Origin of the sequence: Amycolatopsis sp. NPDC058340 (genome assembly GCF_042723975.1) — a bacterium.
Taxonomy (GTDB): Bacteria; Actinomycetota; Actinomycetes; order Mycobacteriales; family Pseudonocardiaceae; genus Amycolatopsis.
This window is the reverse complement of sequence record NZ_JBHXIB010000020.1, coordinates 25,216-46,502: the sequence shown is the minus strand read 5'-3', so window position 1 is coordinate 46,502 and position 21,287 is coordinate 25,216. Positions and strand designations below refer to the sequence as shown.

General features: G+C 68.6%; 18 protein-coding genes. 8 read left to right on the top strand and 10 right to left on the bottom strand.

Going from position 1 to position 21,287, the window contains the following annotated elements; translation table 11 throughout:
• Window positions 1-2: 2 nt before the first annotated feature.
• On the bottom strand, window positions 3-1,217 hold the full coding sequence (locus tag ACFWIW_RS22495) for an FAD-dependent monooxygenase (RefSeq protein ID WP_378370217.1): 1,215 nt from the start codon (window positions 1,215-1,217) through the stop codon (window positions 3-5).
• 40 nt (window positions 1,218-1,257) lie between these two features.
• On the opposite strand from ACFWIW_RS22495, the gene ACFWIW_RS22490 reads away from it, so the two are divergent.
• Window positions 1,258-1,566 carry an antibiotic biosynthesis monooxygenase gene (locus ACFWIW_RS22490; RefSeq protein ID WP_016337748.1) on the top strand — a complete coding sequence of 103 codons (309 nt, stop codon included), beginning with the start codon at window positions 1,258-1,260 and terminating at the stop codon, window positions 1,564-1,566.
• Window positions 1,559-2,374 carry an NAD-dependent deacetylase gene (locus tag ACFWIW_RS22485; protein ID WP_378370216.1) on the top strand — a complete coding sequence of 272 codons (816 nt, stop codon included), beginning with the start codon at window positions 1,559-1,561 and terminating at the stop codon, window positions 2,372-2,374. The genes ACFWIW_RS22490 and ACFWIW_RS22485 overlap by 8 nt, the downstream gene beginning before the upstream one ends.
• Before the next feature lie 49 nt (window positions 2,375-2,423).
• On the opposite strand, the gene ACFWIW_RS22480 is transcribed toward ACFWIW_RS22485, so the two are convergent.
• Window positions 2,424-3,452 (bottom strand): endonuclease/exonuclease/phosphatase family protein, encoded by a 1,029-nt coding sequence (locus ACFWIW_RS22480; protein WP_378370215.1) that lies wholly within the window; start codon window positions 3,450-3,452, stop codon window positions 2,424-2,426.
• Window positions 3,453-3,579: 127 nt separating this feature from the next.
• Here ACFWIW_RS22480 and ACFWIW_RS22475 point away from each other — a divergent pair, with 127 nt between their 5' ends.
• Together ACFWIW_RS22475 and ACFWIW_RS22470 are read left to right on the top strand one after the other, a co-directional pair.
• Entirely contained in the window at window positions 3,580-4,557 is a 978-nt protein-coding gene (locus ACFWIW_RS22475; protein WP_378370214.1) for an ATP-binding cassette domain-containing protein, read from the top strand.
• Entirely contained in the window at window positions 4,554-5,354 is an 801-nt protein-coding gene (locus ACFWIW_RS22470) for an ABC transporter permease (RefSeq protein ID WP_378370213.1), read from the top strand. The genes ACFWIW_RS22475 and ACFWIW_RS22470 overlap by 4 nt, the downstream gene beginning before the upstream one ends.
• Before the next feature lie 61 nt (window positions 5,355-5,415).
• On the opposite strand, the gene ACFWIW_RS22465 is transcribed toward ACFWIW_RS22470, so the two are convergent.
• A complete protein-coding gene (locus ACFWIW_RS22465; RefSeq protein WP_378370212.1) occupies window positions 5,416-8,601 on the bottom strand; it encodes a BTAD domain-containing putative transcriptional regulator in 3,186 nt (1,061 codons plus the stop codon).
• Window positions 8,602-8,797: 196 nt separating this feature from the next.
• On the opposite strand from ACFWIW_RS22465, the gene ACFWIW_RS22460 reads away from it, so the two are divergent.
• Both ACFWIW_RS22460 and pcp read left to right on the top strand, forming a co-directional pair.
• Entirely contained in the window at window positions 8,798-10,213 is a 1,416-nt protein-coding gene (locus tag ACFWIW_RS22460) for a M1 family metallopeptidase (protein WP_378370211.1), read from the top strand.
• 92 nt (window positions 10,214-10,305) lie between these two features.
• Entirely contained in the window at window positions 10,306-10,941 is a 636-nt protein-coding gene (gene pcp / locus ACFWIW_RS22455; protein WP_360962224.1) for a pyroglutamyl-peptidase I, read from the top strand.
• Here the strand turns inward: pcp and ACFWIW_RS22450 are convergent, their stop codons facing one another.
• From ACFWIW_RS22450 to ACFWIW_RS22435, 4 genes are all read right to left on the bottom strand, one after another.
• Complete coding sequence (locus ACFWIW_RS22450; RefSeq protein ID WP_378370210.1) at window positions 10,942-12,711, bottom strand: Hsp70 family protein; 1,770 nt, start codon at window positions 12,709-12,711, stop codon at window positions 10,942-10,944.
• Between the two features lie 60 nt (window positions 12,712-12,771).
• Window positions 12,772-13,110, bottom strand: coding sequence for a helix-turn-helix domain-containing protein (locus ACFWIW_RS22445; RefSeq protein WP_378370209.1), 339 nt, complete (start codon window positions 13,108-13,110; stop codon window positions 12,772-12,774).
• A 1-nt stretch (window position 13,111) separates the two neighbouring features.
• On the bottom strand, window positions 13,112-13,477 hold the full coding sequence (locus tag ACFWIW_RS22440) for a type II toxin-antitoxin system RelE/ParE family toxin (RefSeq protein ID WP_378370208.1): 366 nt from the start codon (window positions 13,475-13,477) through the stop codon (window positions 13,112-13,114).
• A 504-nt stretch (window positions 13,478-13,981) separates the two neighbouring features.
• Window positions 13,982-16,540, bottom strand: a complete 2,559-nt coding sequence (locus ACFWIW_RS22435) for an ATP-dependent Clp protease ATP-binding subunit (RefSeq protein WP_191256707.1) — start codon at window positions 16,538-16,540, stop codon at window positions 13,982-13,984.
• A gap of 406 nt (window positions 16,541-16,946) precedes the next feature.
• On the opposite strand from ACFWIW_RS22435, the gene ACFWIW_RS22430 reads away from it, so the two are divergent.
• On the top strand, window positions 16,947-17,705 hold the full coding sequence (locus ACFWIW_RS22430) for a (2Fe-2S)-binding protein (protein ID WP_378370291.1): 759 nt from the start codon (window positions 16,947-16,949) through the stop codon (window positions 17,703-17,705).
• Here ACFWIW_RS22430 and ACFWIW_RS22425 read toward each other — a convergent pair.
• Window positions 17,702-18,283, bottom strand: a complete 582-nt coding sequence (locus ACFWIW_RS22425) for a TIGR03086 family metal-binding protein (RefSeq protein WP_378370207.1) — start codon at window positions 18,281-18,283, stop codon at window positions 17,702-17,704. The genes ACFWIW_RS22430 and ACFWIW_RS22425 overlap by 4 nt on opposite strands.
• A 66-nt stretch (window positions 18,284-18,349) precedes the next feature.
• Between ACFWIW_RS22425 and ACFWIW_RS22420 the strand changes: the two genes are divergently transcribed.
• Window positions 18,350-19,189: a DUF6597 domain-containing transcriptional factor gene (locus ACFWIW_RS22420; RefSeq protein ID WP_378370206.1), complete on the top strand. Its 840-nt coding sequence runs from the start codon at window positions 18,350-18,352 to the stop codon at window positions 19,187-19,189.
• A gap of 6 nt (window positions 19,190-19,195) precedes the next feature.
• On the opposite strand, the gene ACFWIW_RS22415 is transcribed toward ACFWIW_RS22420, so the two are convergent.
• A complete protein-coding gene (locus tag ACFWIW_RS22415) occupies window positions 19,196-19,549 on the bottom strand; it encodes an Lsr2 family protein (protein ID WP_005165380.1) in 354 nt (117 codons plus the stop codon).
• Window positions 19,550-19,700: 151 nt separating this feature from the next.
• On the bottom strand, window positions 19,701-21,212 hold the full coding sequence (gene lysS, locus ACFWIW_RS22410) for a lysine--tRNA ligase (RefSeq protein ID WP_043848432.1): 1,512 nt from the start codon (window positions 21,210-21,212) through the stop codon (window positions 19,701-19,703).
• Window positions 21,213-21,287 lie beyond the last annotated feature (75 nt).

Sequence of the window (21,287 nt, the reverse complement as noted above, 5' to 3'; positions counted from 1 at the left end):
CGCTAAATGCGGGCCGGGTAGTCCGGCAGATCGATGCCGTTCACGACGTCCCGCATCTTCCGCGAGGCCAGCGCGGCGAACGGCTTCAGCCGCATGACCCGCATCGCCAGGTACCGCATCCGCAAGCCCGTCCGCGACTTCGCGAAGATCGACTCCGCGTTCTCCCGCCCCAGCTCCTGCGTCTTCTCGACGAACTCGCGCATGACGGCTTCGTACCGCTTGAGCCCGGTGTCGAGACCGGCGGCGAGTTCCCCGGCGAGGACGTACGCGCCGACGAACGCCAGGCTCGTGCCCTGCCCGGACAGCGGCGAGGGGCAGAAGGCGGCGTCGCCCAGCAGCCCGACGCGCCCGCGCGACCACGATTCCATGACCACCTGGGCGCACGAGTCGAAGTAGAAGTCGGGCGCCTCGTCCATCCGCTCCAGCAGCCAGGGCGCCTCCCATTCCATCCCGGCGGCGAATCGGCGAACCAGCGCTTTCTGCGCCTCGACATCGCGATAGTCGTAGTCGATTTCCGGCGAAGCGAACCCGAAGTACGCCATCGCCTGGTCGCCGTCGCGGATGCCGCGGATCCCGGCGGACCGGCCGACGTCTTCGTAACCGAGGGCCCAGTTCCGCAGGCCGAGCCGGTTCGGCACGGTGAAGAACGCCAGGTACGAGCCCAGATGCCGGACGAACCGGGACTCCTCGCCGAAGACGAGCGCCCGCACGCCCGAATGCAGCCCGTCCGCGCCGACGACCAGGTCGAACGTCCGCCGCGAACCACTCGCGAAGGTGACATCGACGCCGTCGGCCCGCTCGTCCAGCGCGGTGATCCGGTCGCCGAAGACGTACTCCGTGTTCTCCCTGGTCGCTTCGTAGAGCACTTCGGTCAGGTCGCCGCGGAGGATCTCGATCTCCGCGACGACGCCGTCCCCGTCGAAATCGTCGGCGCGGATGGTGGCCTTCGTGCGGTTCTTCCGGTCAACGAGCGTCTCGCCCTTCGTGTCCGTGCAGGCCGCGCGGATGCGTTCGTCCAGCCCCATCCGGCGGGCGACCTCCTTGGCCGTTCCGCGCAGGTCGACGGCCTGGCCGCCGGGGCGCAACGACGGCGCGCGCTCCACGACGGTCACCTGGAAGCCGTACCGGGTGAGCCAGAAGGCCAAGGCCGGTCCGGCGACGCTCGCTCCGGAGATGAGGATCTTGGTGTCAGCCATCGTCTGGAAGGTCCCACGCATCACATCGCGGCGCAAAAGGATTTCGTCGTAGGGTGGCGGCATGGCTGTCGTGAAGATCAACGCGATCGAGGTCCCCGAAGGCGCAGGCCCCGAGCTGGAGAAGCGGTTCGCCGCGCGGCTGCACGCCGTCGACAATCAGCCCGGTTTCCTCGGCTTCGAGCTGCTCCGCCCGGTCTCCGGCGAGTCGCGGTACTTCGTCTACACGAAGTGGGAGTCCGAAGAGGCGTACCAGGCGTGGGCGTCCGGCCCGGCGCGTGAGGCGCACGCGGGCGAGCGCGCGAAGCCGGTCTCCACGGGTGCGAACCTGCTGGAATTCGAGGTCGTCCAGGCTTCGAAGCCGGGTGAGTGAGCTCGAACGAGCCGCGGAACTGATCGACGGCGCCGGCGCGCTGCTCGTCTGCGCCGGCGCCGGGATGGGCGTCGACTCCGGCCTGCCCGATTTCCGGGGCGATGAAGGTTTCTGGAAGGCGTATCCACCGTACGAGCGGCTGGGCATCAGCTTCGTCGAGCTGGCCGACCCGCGGCATTTCGCCGAGGATCCCGAGCTGGCCTGGGGTTTCTACGGGCATCGGCTCGCGCTGTACCGCGCCACCGTCCCGCACGACGGATTCCGGCTCCTGCTGTCCTGGGGAGCGCGCAAACCGGGCGGCACCCGGGCCTTCACGTCCAATGTGGACGGACAGTTCCAGAAGGCGGGCTACCCGCGGGTCGCCGAGGCGCACGGATCCATCCATCACCTGCAGTGCCTCGAAAGGTGCACCAAGGAGATCTGGTCAGCGGACGACGTCGAGGTCCCGTTCGACGAGGACACCATGCGCGCGAAAGCCCCGCTGCCGTCCTGCCCGCGCTGCGGTGGTCTCGCCAGGCCCAACATCCTGATGTTCGGCGACTACGACTGGCTCGGGCAGCGCAGCCAGGCCCAGCTCGACGAGCTGAACGCGTGGCGCCGCGCGCATCGCGACCTCGTGGTGGTGGAACTCGGCGCCGGACAGGCCGTGCCGACGGTGCGCCGGTACTCGGAGCTGGCCAGCGCCGCGACCGGCGCCCTCGTCCGGATCAACCCGCGTGAACCCGGGATCCGGCACGGCCGCGGTGTCTCCCTCGCGACCAACGGCCTGGAAACCCTCCACGCGCTGGACGCCCTGCTCACCTCGTGAGTGGTAAGGACGGTTAGAACCGTCCTTACCACTCACGAGACGCGAGGGGTCACTGCCCGGGCAGGACGATTTCCGCGTAGACGGCGTCGTGATCGCTGCCCGGCGTCTCCAGCACCTTGAAATCCGCGATGGCCGTCCGCTTGTCCGCCAGCACGTGGTCGATCGCCACCGGCGGCACCATCCCGTTCGTCCAGGTTCCCTGCAGCGCCTTCCCCAGCTGATCGGCGGCGTCCACGTATCCCCTGGTCAGCAGCTCGCGGAAGAGCGCGTGGTCGAGGCTCGCGTTGAAGTCGCCGGCCAGGATCCGGAAGTCGTGCTCGGCGTCGGCGTACGGCAGGTCCTTGGCCTCGGCGACCCACTCGTGCCGGTCCCACATCGGCGCCGACGGATGCACCGCCACGACTTCGACGCGGACGCCGTCGCCGAGATCCACACTCGCGCTGGGCTGCTTGTAGTCCGAATCGCCGCTCAGTTTCAGCGGCGTGAGCGGGTACTTCGACACCAGCCCGGAGCCGGACGCCCACTCGGCCGGATGCAGCACGCGATACGGCAGCACCTGGAACAACCCGGCCCGGTCGAGCGCGGTGATCGCCTCGGGCGTCAGCTCGGTCAGGCTCAGGACGTCGACCTGGTGTTCCTTCACATAGCCGACGATCCTGGCCGGATCCGCCCGGCCGCCGAGCATGTTCGACGCCAGGACGCGGACGTGCTTGCCGTCGAGCGCCTTCTGTTCGTTCGCGAAAGCGCGCGGGAGGACCAGCGACGCGATCGTGCAGGTCAGCACCAGCGCGACGACCGCGGTCCACCAGCGGCGCAGCCCCAGCGCGAGGACACCGAGCACGAGCGTCGCGATCCCCGCGTACGGGGTGAGCGCGAGCGCCGCGATCGTGTACGTGTTGCCGTCGTACCCGACCAGCCGCAGCGCGGTCAGCACCGCGAACGGGACGACCGCCCCGATGAGCAGCCCGCTGACCAGCTTCCGCCCGGCACCCGGACGCGCCGGCGGCCGGACCGCCCGTTCTTCGATCACCATGCCGTCGAGTATGCCGATCAAGCGCGCCGGGGCGGCGGTCTCCACAACACCTTCACAACCTCCTCACACGGCGTCTACCAGCGCTTATCAGCCGCTGCCAGCGCGCTGTGCGCGGTCTGCCAGCGATGGGGTGCACCTTTGTCCGCGGGGCGAGATCCACAGGAGGAACGCGATGACTCACGCGATCAGGGCCGAGGGCCTGGTCAAACACTATGGGGAGACGAAGGCGCTCGACGGGGTCGATCTGGAGGTCCCGGCGGGCAAGGTGGTCGGGGTGCTGGGGCCGAACGGCGCGGGGAAGACGACCGCCGTCCGGATCCTGGCCACCTTGATCCGGCCGGACCGCGGCCACGCGAGCGTCTTCGGGTACGACGTCGTCAAGAACCCGATGGCGGTCCGGAGCATGATCGGGCTGACCGGGCAGTACGCGTCGGTCGACGAGGACCTTTCCGGGACGGAGAATCTCGTCCTGATCGGCAGGCTGCTGGAGTTCTCGAGGGCGGACGCGAAGAAACGCGCGGCCGATCTGCTGGAACGGTTCGAGCTGACCGACGCCGCCGGCCGCGCGATCAAGACCTACTCGGGCGGGATGCGGCGGCGGCTCGACCTCGCCGCGAGCCTGGTCGGCCGTCCCAAGGTGCTGTACCTGGACGAGCCGACCACCGGGCTCGACCCGCACGCCCGCAACGAGGTCTGGGCCGTGGTCCGGACACTGGTCGCGGACGGCACGACGGTGCTGCTCACCACGCAGTACCTGGAGGAGGCCGACCAGCTGGCCGACACGATCACCGTGTTCGACCACGGGCATGTCGTGGCGAACGGGCGCGCCGACGAGCTCAAGCGGCGGACCGGCGGCCAGACGCTGCAGGTCCGGCCGTCCGCGCTCGCCGACCTCGACGCCGTCGAGCGCATCCTGGCCGGGCTCACCGGGGCCCGGCCGCACCGGGACGACGACACCGGGCTGCTCACCGCGCCCGTCGCGGACCCGGTCCTGCTGTCCACTTTGGTCCGCAAGCTGGACGAGGCCGGGATCACCGCGGACGAGCTGGCGCTGCGGCTGCCCAGCCTCGACGAGGTGTTCCTCGCGCTGACCGGCAAGAAGACCGACGAGTCCACAAAGGACACGACTCCGGAAGGGAGCCTGGTATGACGACCATCGCGGCGCCCGCACCACCACGGCGCGTTTCACCGTCGAGCGGCGTGCGGCACGGGCTTTCCCTTGCCTGGCGCGGCATCCTGAAGATCCGCAAGAACCCGGAGCAGCTGGCCGACGTCACCATCGCGCCGATCATCTTCCTGGTCATGTTCGTCTACCTGTTCGGTGGCGCGATCATGGGCAGCACCGAGGGCTATCTCCAGATGATCGTGCCCGGCATCATGGTGTTCAACATCCTGCAGGCCAGCATGACCGTCGGCGTCCAGCTGAACACCGACGTCACCAAGGGCGTGTTCGACCGGTTCCGCGCGATGCCGATCGCCAGGTCCGCGCCGCTGATCGGCGCCGTTCTCGCCGATATCGTGCGGTACCTGGTGTGCCTGGTCGTGCTGATGGTCGTCGCGACGATCATGGGTTACCGCGTCCAGACCGGGCCGGCCGAGTTCGCGCTGGCGATCGCGCTCGTCATCGCGTTCGCGCTGTCGTTCTGCTGGGCCTCGGTGTTCGTCGGAATGCTGGTGAAGAGCCCAGGCGCGGTGCAGGGCCTGATGTTCGTGGTACTGATGCCGCTGACCTTCGGCAGCAACGTCTTCGTCCCGACCGGCACCATGCCCGGCTGGCTGAAGGCGTGGGCCGACATCAGCCCGGTGACGCAGATGTCCGACGTCCTGCGCGGGCTGATGAACGGCGGGCCGATCGCCGGTCCGCTGACCGGTTCGCTGATCTGGATGGCGGCCGCGGTCGCGGTCTTCTTCCCGCTCGCCACGTGGGCTTACCGGAAGCGCGTCTGACGGGGGTCAGGGGGAACGCGCGCGAAGGGCTCCTCGCCTCTGCCAGGCGAGGGGCCCTTCTTCACGGAGCCAATTCCCCCAGGATCCAGGACAGCAGGTCGGTGCGGGCAAGCCCGGCGTCCTGCACGAGCAGCTCTTCGTAGCGCTCTTCGCCGAAATGCTCGCGAAGATCGTCGATCAGCCGCCGGATACCTGGTTCACCGAGGTCCAGCCTGCCGCGCAGGAGTTTCGCCGCGCCGAGCAGCCGGACGGCGGTCTCAGGTCGTCCCTGCCGGAACCGGATCAGGCCGCCGACCTCGACGATCCGCCCGAGATCGGCGATGTCGCCGCGCTCCGCGGTGGACTTCACGACGGCCGCGGCCCCGCGTTCGGCCGCGGCCAGATCCCCGGCGGCCAGCCCGATCTCGGTGTCGATGTACCCGCCGAACTCCTCACCGAACGTGCCCGGCGCCGCGACCGAGGCCATCTTCTCCCGGAATCGGATGGCGACCTCGCGTGCCTCGTCCACGCGTCCGGCGCGGCAGAGCAGATCGGCCTTGCCCACCAGCACCATCACCGCCAGCTGGGCGTTGCCCATTTCGCTCGCGTAGCGCTCGGCCTCGAACATCTCGCGCATCGCCGTGTCCAGATCGCCCGCCCGCGCGTACTCCGTCGCCAGCCTCCATCGCTGCTGGACCAGGTCGTCCTGCGAGCCCAGTTCGAGCGCGAGGGCGAGCCCCCGGCGGTACAGCGCGAGCGCGGCTTCGTGATCGCCGGACATCGAGATGTCGCTCGCCTTCATCCCCAGCGCCATCGCGGTGCCCCACCGGTCGCCCACGGCCAGAAATCCCTCGTAGGCCCGGTCCCTGGCCTGTTCGGCGCCGTCGGGGTCGCCGTCGTCGACGAGGATGAAACTCTGTGCCCACGCCCCCGCCGACCTCGCCCACGGATCCGGGCTCGACAACGCCCGCTCCACCTCGCGGTGCGCGAGTTCCTTGTCCTGGCTGAAGAAGGCCAGCATGGGCAGGCCGATGGCCAGCCCGGCGAACCGGGTGTACGCGTTCGTCCGCACGCATTCGTCGATCAGCACCCGCACGGCGGCACGGTCGCCGACGCCGGGCACCATCGTGGTGATCTCGCGCATCGCCTGGAACGCGGCCGCGAAATCCTCGTCCAGCCGGTCGCCGAAAGCGAGCACTTCGGCGACGAAGGATTCGACCCGATCGCTGTCGCCCTTGATCAGCCAGTACCAGAAGGTGCTGCCGAACAGATGCGTCGCCATGTCCACGTCGCCGTCGTCGATGGCCTGGCGGAGCGCGGTCACGATGTTGCCGTGCTCCGCGTCGTAGCGCGAGATGGCGATGAGCTGATCGGCCGTCCGCAGCATCGGCTCCAGCCGCTCGGCGAGCTGGGCGTAGTAGCGGTGATAGGCCTTCGTCAGCTGTTCCCGCTCTTCGGCCTCGTCGAGCCGTTCCGCCGCGTAGGCCCGGATGGTCTCCAGCATGCGGTAACGCGGCTCGCCCTGCTCCCCGGCGATCGCGTCCACAATGGACTTCTCGACGAGCGAGCCGAGGACGTACAGGATGTCCTCGGCGGGCAGGCCGTCGTCCGCGCAGACGCTTTCGACCGCTTCGACCTCGGCACCGGCCCCGAACACCGAAAGCCGCCTGGCGAGCACGCGTTCGGCGTCGTCGAGCAGGTCCCAGCTCCACTCGACGACGGCACGCAGCGTGCGCTGCCTCGGCAGCGCCGTCCGGCTCCCGGAGGTCAGCAGGCGGAACCGGTCGTCGAGGCGTTGCGAGATCTGCGCGACGGTCATCGACCGCAGCCGCGCCGCGGCCAGCTCCAGCGCCAGCGGCATCCCGTCCAGCCTGCGGCAGATCTGCGCGACGTCGTCCACTGTGGACTCATCGAGCCGGAAATCCGGGCGCACCGCCACCGCGCGGTCGACGAACAGCCGGATCGCGCCCGCCTCGGCGGCTTGGGAGACGGTCGGCGTGCCTTCCGGGACGGCCAGCGGGCCGAGCGGGCACAGCGTCTCGCCGTCGATGGCCAGCGCCTCCCGGCTGGTCGCGAGCACGCGCAAGGTCGGCACGCGCCGCAGCAGGGTGTTCGTCAGCTCCGCCGCCGCGTCGACCAGATGCTCGCAGTTGTCCAGCACCAGTACCGATTCACCGGCGCCGAGCGTCTCCACGACCCTGGCCAGCGCGTCCGCCGGGCGGCGCATCGGATCGCCGGGGTGCGACAGGCCGAGATCCCACAGCTCCAGCGCCGCGAAGACCGCGCCGGGCAGGTCGCCGGGGTCGCGGACACCGGCGAGCGGCACGAACCAGACGCGTCCGCGCGCGTGCGCCGGATGCCGTGTCGCGACCTCCGTGGCCAGCCGTGTCTTCCCGGCGCCACCGGGCCCGACCAGCGTCACCAGCCGCGCGCCGGCGAGGAGTTCGGCGATCAGCTTCAACTCGTCGTCACGGCCGACGAAGCTGGTCAGCCGGACCGGCAGATGATCGGCGGGCGCGGGCGGCGGGCCGAGTTCGCCGCGCAGCGCGGCGAGATGGATCTCCTGGAGTTCGGCCGAAGGGTCGACGCCGAGCTGGTCGGCAAGCGCGGCCCGGACCTCCTCGTAGACCGCGAGGGCGTCGGACTGGCGATCGGCCGCGCACAACGCCCGGATCCACAGCCCGGCGAGCCGTTCGCGCAGCGGATGCCGCCCGGCGGCCTCCTTGAGATCCGCCAGCACCCGGTCGTGCCCGCCGAGCCGGATCTCCGCTTCGAAACGGTCTTCGGCGGCTTCGAGCCGCAGGTCCTCCAGGCGGGTCGCGGGTGCCTGCGCGAAAGGAGCGTCGAGGACGTCGGACAGCGCTTGACCACGCCAGAGCCCGAGCGCCTCGGCGAGGATCGCGGCCGCACCGGCGTCCCGGCCCGCTGCGAGCTCCGCGCGCCCCTCCGCGGCCAGCCGCTCGAAGCGGCACACGTCGACGTCCTCGCGGGCGACGTCCAGCCGGTAACCGCCCGGCCCCGAGTCGAGTGCGACGTCTTCGGCGCGCAGGACCTTACGCAGCCGTGAGACCAGGGATTGCAGCGCGTTCGCGGCGTCGGCGGGCGGCTCCGCGCCCCAGAGACCGTCGACGAGGGCCGTCGCCGGGACGGCGCGGCCGGGCTCCAGCGCGAGCCTGGCCAAGAGCATGCGGAGGCGGGCACCGCCGATGTCGACCGGGGTGCCGTCACCGGCTTCCGCTCCGACCGGGCCCAGCAGCGTCACACGCACGACCCCCAGCTTTCCAGAAGCCGCAAACGCTTAGCTCCATCAGGCTGTGTCTCTCGGAGCGCGCTCTCGGACTCCGGACCCCGATCAGGCGACGGAAGTGGGGATTATCCGGGCACGAAGGAGCTTTCCGGGCGGACGGCCGAGGTCACGGCGCTACGTTCGGGACCAAGTCACAGCCGATCGACTGGGAGCGTGAATGAGGTACCGGAGTGCGGCCGTCATCGCCGCCGTTCTGGCCGCGAGTGTCCTCGGCGGCGGGACCGCCCTCGCCGACACGGGGAAACCCGGCGCCGACGGCGCGGGCGACAGCTACTACCCGCAGGACGGCAACGGCGGCTACGACGTCGCCGACTACAACCTGAAAATCGGCTACGAGCCCGCCACCAAGCAGCTCACCGGCCTGCAGACGATCACCGGACGGACCACCCAGGCGCTGAGCTCGTTCAACCTCGACCTGCACGGGCTGACCGTCGATTCGGTCAAGGTCAACGGGCGCAAGGCGGCCTTCACCCGCACCGGCGACCACGAACTCGTGATCACCCCGGCGCGGTCGCTGCGGAACCACGAGCGGTTCACCGCCGAAATCGCGTATCACGGTGTCCCGCAGCCGATCGAGGATCCGGCGCTGGGCGAGAACGGCTGGCAGTACGCGAAATCCGGCGGCGCGTTCGTCGCGGGCGAGCCGAAATCCGCGACCACCTGGTACCCGGTCAACGACACCCCGCGTGACAAGGCGACCTTCCACCTCGCCGTCACCGTGCCCTCGGAATGGGGCGTCATCTCGAACGGCCGCGAGCGCGGGCGCTTCGCCGACGGGGCGAAGACCACCTACGTCTGGGCCGAAGAGACCCCGGCCGTGCCGTACATGACGACGGTCGCGATCGACAAATGGGAGTTCGAGCGGTCGAAGCTGTCCGACGGCACCCCTGTCGTCAACGCCTACGCGCCCGGCACCCCCGCGTCGACCAAACAGGCCGAGGCGCGGCTGCCGGAGATCATCGACTTCCTGGCGTCGAAGTTCGGGCGCTATCCGGTGGACGCGGCGGGCGGCATCTTCCTCGCCGAGCCGATCGGGTTCTCGCTGGAGACGCTGAGCAGGCCGATCTACTCGGGCGCGGCGGGCAACGTCCCGACGATCGTGCACGAGAACGCCCACCAGTGGTGGGGCGATTCGGTCGCCGTCGACAAGTGGAAGGACGTCTGCCTCAACGAATGCTTCGCCTCGTACGCGGAATGGCTGTGGTCCGAGGCGAAGTCGGGGCAGGACCTCAAGGCGCGCTACCTGACCGCCGTGCAGAAGGCGACGGACCGGTTCTGGGCCGGGAAACTGTACGACATGGGGCCCGGCAACGAATTCACGTACGTCTACTCGAAGGGCCCGGTGGCGCTGCACGCGCTGAAGAACTACATCGGCGCGGCGCCGTTCGACCGCATCCTGAAGACGTGGCCCGCCATCCACCGCGACGGCAACGCGAGCCTGCCGGAGTTCCAGAAGTTCGCCGAGCGCGTCGCGCACAAGAACCTCCAGGGTTTCTTCGACGCGTGGTTCTACGGCAACACCAAACCGGCGCCCGAGTACCTCTACCCTGGGGACCTCAAGCCGGCCGCCTGACGTTCCCCACTCGTGAGTGGCCAGGACGGTTAGAACCGTCCTGGCCACTCACGAGAACCAGCCTGACCGGCGTCACACGTTAGGGTGAGGGCATGGCGTCTGTGCTCCTCACCGGTTTCGAGCCGTTCGGCGGTGAGCGGGTGAATCCGTCGTGGCAGGCGGTTTCCCTGCTCACCGGCCGTCGGCACGACACCGTGGCCGTCGAACTGCCGTGCGTCTTCTCGCGATCGCTGGTCACCTTGCGCGACGCGATCGACGAGTACCGCCCGGATCTGGTGATCTGCGTCGGCCAGGCGGGCGGCCGCCCCGACGTCACCCCGGAGCGGGTCGCGATCAACCTGATCGACGCCCGCATCCCGGACAACGCGGGCTCGCAGCCCGTCGACGTCCCGGTGATCCCCGGCGGGCCCAACGCGTACTTCACCACCCTGCCGGTGAAGGCGTGTGTCACGGGGATCAAGGACGCGGGACTACCGGCGTCGGTCTCGCACACCGCCGGTACGTACGTGTGCAATCAGGTCTTCTACGGGCTGATGCACTTGCTGGACAACGACTTTCCCGGTGTACGCGGCGGTTTCGTGCACGTGCCGTACACCCCGGAGCAGGCCGCGCGGACCACCGCGCCGAGCCTGGCCGTGCACCGCGCCGCCGAGGCACTGGAGATCATCGTGGACACCGCGCTTTCGGTGACCGAAGACCTTTCGACGCCCGCGGGCACCCTGCACTGATCAAGGCTTGAGCTGCGCGGTGAAGAACTCGACCATCTCCGCGGTCGTCCGCGCCGTGCCGTCGCTGCGCGTCGAAACGAGCATCGCGCTCAACGGCGCGTCTTCGGTCCCGAAGAGCACGATGCCGCTTCGCGCGCCTACGCCCGCCACGTAGCGCCCTCGGAGCCCGTCGGCGGCCCAGGTGCCCTCCGCGGGCTTGCCCTTGGTCATCCGCTGCCGGACGCCGTCCTCCAGGCCGGTCATCGCGACGCCCTGGTAGTAGTTGATCGCGTTCGATCCCTTGCCGTCCTTGAACACGCAGGTGACCGCCGACGCCGCGCCCACCGTGGCGGCGGCGTCCGGCGCGTCCCGGCACTCGTCCCGCTGCGGGATGACGGCGGCGATCCGGCGGAGACAGTCCGTGAACCCCTGCGCGTCCTTCGGCCCAGGCTGATCGCAGCTCACCGGTTTCGCCGGGGCCGGTCCGGCGACCGGCTCCTCCTCGCCGCCGCTGAGCAGGACGATCGTCGTCACGATCGCCGCGAGGGCGAGCCCGACGACGCCGTAGGTCGTGGGCTTCTGCCAGTTCCGGCCTGGCGGTGGCGGGGGCGGCGTCCAGCGCGGGGGCTGCGGACGCCTCGCCACGGGTGGGGGCTGTTGCCGGACCGGCTGCTGGACGGGCTGTGGCCGCACCGGTGCGAAAGCGGGCACGGTCAGCTGGGAGTCCTCACCACCGACGGGCACGTGATGCAGCCCGAACGCGACCGCCGTCTCCGGCTGGTCCTGCGTGGTCGGCGCGATCCTGAGCTGATGTGCCAGCAGGCTCGCCAGCAACGGCATCCGGCTCGGCCCGCCGACGAGGTAGACGCCGCCGAGCCGGTCCGGGGACAGCCCGGCGCGCTGGATCGTGGTGGCCAGTAGTTCGCCGCTGCGCAGGAAACTCGGCCGGACGAGCGCTTCGAGCTCCATCCGCGTCACCCGCACGTCGCCGAACGGCTCCGGCATCGGGATCTCGGTCTGCTGGTGGCGGGACAGGCTTTCCTTGGCGTCACGGACATCCTGCAGCAACGACCGGCGCGTCCGGCGGTCGCTGACCGACTGCGGGCGCAGAATCCGTTGCCACTGCGCGGGATCGGAATGCGACACCTCGCGGCCGATGTGCACCAGCAGCGCCTGGTCGATGTCGAGACTGCCGAGATCGGGCAGCCCGTCCTCGGCGAGCACGGCGAATCCCTGCGCGCTGACCCCGACGACGGCGCAGTCGAAGGTGCCCGCCCCGAGGTCGTACACCGCGATCGGACCAGGCGGCCGCCTGCCGCTGTTGAGCGAGGCGTAATGCGCGGCGGCCGCGACCGGCTCGGGAATGAGCGTCGTCGTGCCGAATCCGGCCTTGAGCGCGGCGTCACGGAGGATCTGCTTGCGATCCGGGCCCCAGCCCGCCGGATGCGAAATGCGCACCTGCGCGGGCGGGCGCTGGAGGATCAGCTCGGCCTCTTCGCCGACGCGGCGCAGGACCGCGGCGAAGGCGTCGGCGATGGGGAGCGAGACGTCACCGAGCTGGAGAGCGCCCTCGTCGATGCGCCGCTTCGGGTTCGCCTCGAACCGGCTCGGATCGAGCCGGGCCCGGCGTTCGGCGTCCCGGCCGACGAAGACCGTGCCGTCCTTGTCGGCGTAGATCGCGGACGACATCGTCACCGACCCGTCGATCTCGACGACCTGCGTCCCCCTGCCGTGGATCGAAAGCACCCCCACCGTGCTGGAGGTACCGAAATCGATCGCCAGAACGTCCACCTGACCCCCTCCCGGACCCGAGGGCATCGTCTCACGCGAAGATCGGGAGACCGGGGCGGGTCAGACGGCGGTGGAAATGGTGACGTCGCGATCGTCGAAATCGGCGACCACACGCATACGGCCGCCCAAGGCGACGATGTACCTGCGGAGCGTGTCCAATTCCATCTGGCTCGGATCACCCTGCTCGAGCTGGCTGATCCGCGGCTGGCTGACACCCATTCGCTTGGCGACCTCGGTCTGGCTCAGTCCGACGTCCTCGCGAAGCTGCGACAGCCGAAAGCCGAGGATGTACGCCTGAGTCGCCTCTCGCGCCTCGGCCCGCGCGGCTTCGACATCGCGGCCCGCCTCGCGATCCGCGGCGAGCTTTTCGGCCTTGACCTCTTTCCAGGACCGACCCATTTCAGTCTTCCTCCATCGCGTCCAGATGGTGCCGGTATCGCTCCTCCGCGATCGGGATGTTGATGTCGTACCACCGTTTCCAGTTTCCGGCCTTGTCGCCGGCCACCAAGAGCACCGCTTTGCGCACCGGGTCGAAGACGAACAAGATCCTGATCTCGGTGCGCCCGGCCGACGCGGGCCGCAACTCTTTCAAGTTGTGTCTTCGCGAACCACTGATCCGGTCGACCAGCGGCCGTCCAAGGCGCGGGCCTTCACGAGCCAGCATGTCGATCGCCTCTTCGACCCGGTCGGCCGTACACGGCTCTTCCCGGCACAGCGCCGCGAACCAGCGATCCACTTCCTCGTGAAGCTCGATCTCCCACTGCATCAGCCGACCATAATGTAGACCTTATATCGGTCAGGCCGCGAAGGCCAGAGTTCCCACGAAGGTGCGCTTCCGCCTTGGGACTTCGGCGAGCGTTCCGCAGCCGCAAGGACCGCCGCGAGTTCCGCCTCCAAGCACGCGAGTCCCGTCCCCAATCACGCGAGTCGCGCCCCGAAGCACGCGTGTCGCGCCTCCAGTCACGCGTGTCGTCCATCCACACACACGTGCCGTCCACGCGGAGAAACCGAACCCGCGTGATCGGACGCGGAACTCACGTGATCAACCGGCGAACTCGCGTGATCGGAGGCGGAACTCGTGGAGTTGGGGACGCGACACGCGTGATTGAGCGGCGAACTCGCGTGATTGGGGACGCGGCACATGTGATTGAGCGGCGAACTCGCGTGATTGGGGACGCGACACGCGTGATCAGACGGACGACACGACGCCAGAACGCGAAAGTGCCCGCCGCGGCGAACCGCGACGGGCACTTCCGGAAACCGAGAGGGCTTACTCGCCCTCGGCTTCACCGTTCTCTTCGGTCGAGCCGGCACCGATGCTCACCGGCGGGGCGTCCGGGACCGACGAGGGCCGGGCTTCGCCGCGGAAGACGAAGTGCGCCTTGTCGTCCTTCTCGCCCTCTTCGTCGTTCCAGCCTTCGACGTCGACCAGGATGATCTGGCCGGGCTGGACCTCGCCGAACAGGATCTTCTCCGACAGCTGGTCCTCGATCTCGCGCTGGATCGTGCGGCGCAGCGGCCGCGCGCCCAGCACCGGGTCGAAGCCGCGCTTGGCGAGCAGCGACTTGGCCTTGGGCGTGAGCTCGAGCTCCATGTCCTTGGCCTTGAGCTGCGTCTCGACCCGGGCGATCATCAGATCGACCATCTCGATGATCTGTTCCTTGGTCAGCTGGTGGAAGACGATGATGTCGTCGATCCGGTTCAGGAACTCCGGCCGGAAATGCTTCTTCATCTCCTCGTTGACCTTTTGCTTCATCTTCTCGTACCGGTTGGTGCTGTCACCGCCGGACGAGAACCCGAGCGAGACGGACTTGGAGATGTCCGAGGTACCCAGGTTCGAGGTGAAGATGAGCACGGTGTTCTTGAAGTCGACCGTACGACCCTGGCCGTCGGTGAGACGGCCGTCTTCGAGGACCTGCAGGAGCGTGTTGTAGATCTCCTGGTGGGCCTTCTCGATCTCGTCGAACAGCACCACCGAGAACGGCTTGCGCCGCACCTTCTCGGTCAGCTGGCCGCCCTCTTCGTAGCCGACGTAGCCCGGAGGGGCACCGAAGAGCCGCGAAGCGGTGTACCGGTCGTGGAACTCGCCCATGTCGATCTGGATGAGCGCGTCGTCCTCGCCGAACAGGAACGCCGCGAGCGCCTTGGACAGCTCGGTCTTACCGACACCGGACGGGCCGGCGAAGATGAACGAGCCGGAGGGGCGCTTCGGGTCCTTCAGGCCGGCGCGGGTGCGGCGGATCGCCTGGGAGACGGCCTTGACCGCGTCCTCCTGGCCGATGATCCGCTTGTGCAGCTCGTCCTCCATGCGGAGCAGACGCGTGGTCTCCTCCTCGGTGAGCTTGAACACCGGGATACCGGTCCAGTTGGCGAGGACCTCGGCGATCTGCTCCTCGTCGACCTCGGCGACGACGTCGAGGTCGCCGTCCTTCCACTGCTTCTCCCGCTCGCCCTTCTGGCCGAGGAGGGTCTTCTCCTCGTCACGGAGGCGGGCGGCGCGCTCGAAGTCCTGCGCGTCTATCGCGGACTCCTTGTCCCTGCGCACGTCGGCGATCTTCTCGTCGAACTCGCGCAGGTCCGGCGGCGCGGTCATGCGGCGGATGCGCATCCGGGCGCCTGCCTCGTCGATCAGGTCGATCGCCTTGTCCGGCAGGAAGCGGTCGTTGATGTAGCGGTCCGCGAGGGTGGCCGCCTGCACCAGCGCGCCGTCGGTGATCGAGACGCGGTGGTGCGCCTCGTACCGGTCGCGCAGACCCTTCAGGATCTCGATCGTGTGCTCGAGTGACGGCTCGCCGACCTGGATCGGCTGGAAGCGGCGCTCCAGCGCGGCGTCCTTCTCGATGTACTTGCGGTACTCCTCGAGCGTGGTCGCGCCGATGGTCTGCAGCTCACCACGGGCCAGCATCGGCTTCAGGATCGACGCGGCGTCGATCGCGCCCTCGGCGGCACCCGCGCCGACGAGCGTGTGCAGCTCGTCGATGAACAGGATGATGTCGCCGCGGGTCTTGATCTCCTTGAGCACCTTCTTCAGGCGCTCTTCGAAGTCACCGCGGTACCGGGAGCCGGCGACCAGGGAGCCGAGGTCGAGGGTGTAGAGCTGCTTGTCCTTCAGCGTCTCGGGGACCTCGCCCTTGACGATGTTCTGCGCGAGCCCCTCGACGACGGCGGTCTTGCCGACGCCGGGCTCGCCGATGAGGACCGGATTGTTCTTGGTGCGCCGCGACAGCACCTGCATGACCCGCTCGATCTCTTTGCCCCGGCCGATGACCGGGTCGAGCTTGCCTTCGCGGGCCTGGACGGTCAGGTTGCGGCCGAACTGGTCGAGCACCAGCGACGACGACGGGGTGCCTTCACCGCGTCCGGAGCCGGTCTCGGTCGACTCCTTGCCACCCTGGTAGCCCGACAGCAGCTGCAGGACCTGCTGACGCACCCGGTTGAGGTCCGCGCCGAGCTTGACGAGCACCTGTGCGGCGACGCCTTCTCCCTCGCGGATCAGCCCGAGCAGGATGTGCTCGGTGCCGATGTAGTTGTGGCCGAGCTGCAGCGCTTCGCGCAGCGACAGCTCAAGCACCTTCTTGGCCCGCGGGGTGAAGGGGATGTGCCCGCTCGGGGCCTGCTGCCCCTGGCCGATGATCTCCTCGACCTGCTGGCGGACGCCCTCCAGCGCGATGCCCAGCGATTCCAGCGCCTTGGCGGCGACACCTTCACCCTCGTGGATCAGACCCAGGAGGATGTGCTCGGTGCCGATGTAGTTGTGGTTGAGCATCCTGGCCTCTTCTTGGGCCAGGACGACCACCCGCCTCGCGCGGTCGGTGAACCTCTCAAACATGTGCACTCCCTCGACTGCTGCGACGGCGGCCCGTTTCCATCGTGCTTTCACCGCGATGGATTCAGCACCGTGAGACCACTCTAGTAGCCATGCGGTCGCGCTGGCGTACCACTACGGCTGATTGCGGCCCGTTCGCGCCCCGGCCGTTCTCCGGCCGTGCGCTCTTTCATCTTCCGGTTGCCCTGCACCTTTACGTCAAGCCCAACGTGCGAACACGCGTCCGGATTCCGCCGGACGAGCGTTGTCCGCTGAGCGCGAACACGGCTCCGCCCACTGGATGGACACCCGTCCGGAGTAGTCACGGACGGTATGTAAGGTTAGGCGTACCTAATGACGGGAGGCCGGTGTGTCGTATCCCCGCACGCTCGCGTCGCCGGAGGGCGGGCTCCGGGCCTCCCTGTCCAGGATGCCCGAAGACGCCCGGCTCCGCGCGGACGTGCCGCCGGACGAGCCGGGCTGGGTCCGCTGTGGCGAACTGCTCCGCGAACCGGCCCGTCTCGTGCGCTGGCGTGAGCGCCTCCGCGACTGGCTGGCCGAGACGTATCCGCAGGCAGCCGGAATCCCCGAGCGGACCCCGGCGAGCTGGATCCTGTCCTGGTACCTGCACGTCCCGGCCCTCGCCGGCGCGATGCTGCTCCATCACGAACGCCGCGTCCCGTCGCTGGCGCCGTCCGCGCTGGCCTTCCGGATCGGCACCGAACGGCCCCATCCCGAGTCGGTCGCCGTCCTCGGTGAGGCGTTCCACTGCCTGCCGACGGACCCGGGCTCGGCGCACCCGAGCGCCGTCGTGGTCCCGGACGAGCGGGCGCTGGCCACCGTCCTGCGGGGCCGGTACGTCGCGCACGCGAGCCGGTTCATCGACGTCTACGGGCCGCTGACGAGGCTCGGGCGGCGCCAGCTGTGGGCCGCCGCCACGGACGTGCTCGACAACGCGCTGTGGTCGGCGGGGCGGCTGGGCGGGACCCCGGAGGCCGAGGGAGCCGGGGTCGCGGACGCCGCGCTGGTCCTCGAAGCCCGGTTCCCGCCGCTGACGTCGGCATCGAAGCTGACGCTGGCGTCGGGAGCCGATGGACACCGCGAGTGGACCAGAATCCGCGAAGCCTGCTGTTTCAACTATCTGCTTCCCGCGGAATCGGAATGCGGAGGTTGTCCGCGGATCCGCTAACGGGTCCAGCCGGGGTTCCGTCCCGTCGCGCCCAAAGCGCGCTCGAACGTCGGCGCGCCTTCCGCGACGGCTACTTCTTCTCCGTACACCTTCATCGCCCGGGCCTGATCACCCATCGCCAGAGCGGACGCCAAGACGGCTTCGGCCGCTTCGGGTGCGACGTCGAGCGAGCGGCCGGTCGCCTTCGCCAGGTCCCAGCCGTGGAGGACGAACTCGCCGAGCACCATGTCGCCGACGATCGAGGACGGCATCTCCGCCTTGCCGAGCGCCGTCATGCCCTGCCATGCCCCGGGTGTCCCGAAGACGTCCACGAGCCGCGCGGTCTGCTTCTCGATGGCACTGAGCCAATCGCCATCGGCGAGACCCGCTTCGGCCTCACCGAAGGACACCTCGGGCGGCGCCGCCTTGCTGCCGGCGGCTTCGAGCCAGGGACCCCAGTAGAGAAGGTGGTTCAGCAGCGCGCGGACGTCGTACTCGGCGCACGGGGTGCGGGCGGAGAGGTCGGACTCGCCGATCCCGCGCAGGATTCCGGCGAATTCCGCGGCGGCGGGGGCGATCAGGGCAGCGTGTTCGGACATGAGGGCATGAGTTCACGGGAACCGGCGCCCTGTCTTGAAGAAACGCGACAGAGTTAGGTTGATCCGGTGAGCGGGCACCGGATCCCGGCGGGGATCGTCAACGCGCGGGCGGCGAAGTTCAGCCTCGTCCGGCATCCGCCCACGCCGGAACTGCGTCCGTACGTCGACCACCACTGGGTGCTGCGCTGGGATCTGCGCGGCCGCCCCGGCGAGGAACAGGCGGTTTTGCCCAACCTCGCGGTGAACGTCACGTTCTTCCGCCACGCGGCCGGCGCCTTCGGGCCGGCGAAACGGCCTTTCCGCTACCTCGTCGAGGGCACGGACCACGGTATCGGCGTGCGATTCCGCCCAGGGGCATTCCGGGCATTCCTCGGCGGTCCGGTCTCGATGATCTCCGGCGGTTCCGTTCCGCTCACCGATCTCTTCCCCGGCGCCGGATCGGTGACGGAATCGGTACGGAATGCGACGGACGACTTCGAAATGGTCCGTGTCGCGGAGGAACTGCTCCTCGCGAAACGCCCCGTGCTCACCGCCGCGGCCGCGACGGCCATCGAAGCGGTGGAAACAATCGCGGCCGAGCCCGCCATTACCCGGGTCGCCGAGCTGTCAAGCCGGACAGGCCTGTCTCAACGAAGTCTGCAACGCCTGTTCGCCGAACATGTCGGCACCGCCCCCAAATGGGCGATTCAGGTATACCGATTGAACGAGGCGGCGGCACGGATCGCGGCCGAGGAACGGCCGGACTACGCGGAACTGGCGACCGAGCTGGGCTATAGCGACCAAGCGCACTTCACCCGGGATTTCCGCTCCGTGACCGGATGGGCGCCGACCGAGTACGCCCGGTTGAACCGTGTACAAGAACAAGAAAGCCGCCGGGAACAGTTTCCCGGCGGCCGTCTGGTCTGAAAGACCTCAGTTCTTCTTGTGGTAGGCCTCCACGACCTCGGACGGGATACGTCCGCGGTCGGAAACCTGGAAGCCGTTCTTGCGGGCCCAGGCGCGAATGGCCTGGTTCTGCTCGCGGTCCACGGTCGCGGGGCGGGCGGCGGCCTTCACGCCCGCGACCGGACGAATGGCGGTGCGCTTACGGCCACCCGCGCGACGGGCGTGCTCCACATACTGGGCCAGCGCGTCACGAAGCTCTTCCGCGTTTTCCGCGGAAAGGTCGATCTGGTAGCTGACACCGTCCAAACCGAACTCGACGGTCTCTTCCGCCTCAGTGCCGTCGAGGTCGTCGACGAGCGAGACGAGCACCTTCTGTGCCATCTGTTTCCTCCTGCTGGGGGCTTACACGAATGATCTGGTACGGGGCATGCCCCGGACAGAAGACTTTGTCTAGCGACATTAATACCCGCTACCGACTCATAACGCAAATCTTGTTTACGAGAACGATCGAGGTATCTGTCACGCGGACGGGTTATTCGGGTCGGACGAGCGGGAACAGGATGGTCTCCCGGATACCAAGGCCGGTCAGCGCCATCAGCAACCGGTCGATCCCCATTCCGACACCACCGCTCGGCGGCATTCCGTACTCCAGCGCGCGGAGGAAATCCTCATCCAGGTTCATGGCCTCACTATCGCCCTGCGCGCCCAGCCGGGCCTGTTCCACCAGCCGCTGACGCTCTACCACGGGATCGACCAGCTCGGAGTATCCGGTGGCCAGTTCGAATCCGCGCACGTACAGATCCCACTTCTCGGCGACCCCCGGCTTGCTGCGATGTTGCCTGGTCAGCGGGGATGTCTCGACCGGAAAATCACGGACAAAAGTGGGTTCGTGGAGATGATCGCCGACGAGATGTTCCCAAAGTTCTTCGACCAGTTTGCCGTGGCCTAACTTTGGGTCGAGCTCCAGCTCTCGCGCTTCGGCATAGGAACGGAGCTTGTCCGCCGATGTCTCGGGAGTGACCTCTTCCGACAACGCCTCGGACAACGACTCGTACATTCCGAGCGTGGTCCACTCGCCGGACAGGTCGTACTCCGAACCGTCGGCGAGAGTGACCACCTGAGTGCCGAGAACGTTCTGCGCCGCCTCCTGGATGAGCTGTCGCGTCATCACCGCGTTGGAGTCATAGGTCGCATACGCTTCGTAGTACTCGAGCATGGCGAACTCCGGCGAGTGCGAGGAGTCGCTGCCCTCGTTCCGGAAGTTCCGGTTGATCTCGAAGACCTTCTCGATACCGCCGACCACACAACGCTTGAGGTACAGCTCCGGTGCGATCCTCAAGTAGAGGTCGAGGTCGAAGGCATTCGAATGCGTGACGAATGGCCTGGCCGCCGCGCCGCCGTGCAGCGTTTGCAGCATCGGGGTCTCGACCTCGAGGAATCCCCGGCCGTGAAACGAGTCACGCAGGGAACGCAGCACACCGGCGCGGGTACGGACCACGTCCCGCGCCTTGGGACGCACGATCAGATCGACATAACGCTGCCGGATCCGCGTTTCCTCGGCCAGGTCTTTGTGCGCCACGGGCAACGGGCGCAATGCTTTCGACGTGATGCGCCAGGAGTCGGCCATCACGGAAAGCTCACCGCGCTTGGAGGTGATGACCTCACCGGAGACGAATACGTGATCACCGAGATCGACATCGGACTTCCACGCCGCGAGCGCGTCCTCGCCCACCTTCGCGAGGCTGAGCATCGCCTGCAACTCGGTGCCGTCGCCTTCACGAAGACTCGCGAAACACAGTTTGCCGGTATTGCGCATGTACATGACCCGGCCGGTGATACCGACGATGTCGCCGGTGGCGGTGTCGGCAGGAAGACCGGAATGCTTCGCGCGCACTTCGGCCAGCGAGTGCGTCCGGGGCACCTCGACCGGATACGGATCGATACCCTCCGCGATTATCCGGTCGCGCTTGTCCCGGCGCACCCGCATCTGTTCCGGCAGGTCTTCGTCGGGGCTCACGCCCTCGGATGCGGGGATTTCAGTCATGGCGCACAGCGTACGAACCCGCCGCTTCCCTACGCCAACCGGATTACCTTTTCCGGGTCCGGACCGGCCGGTTTT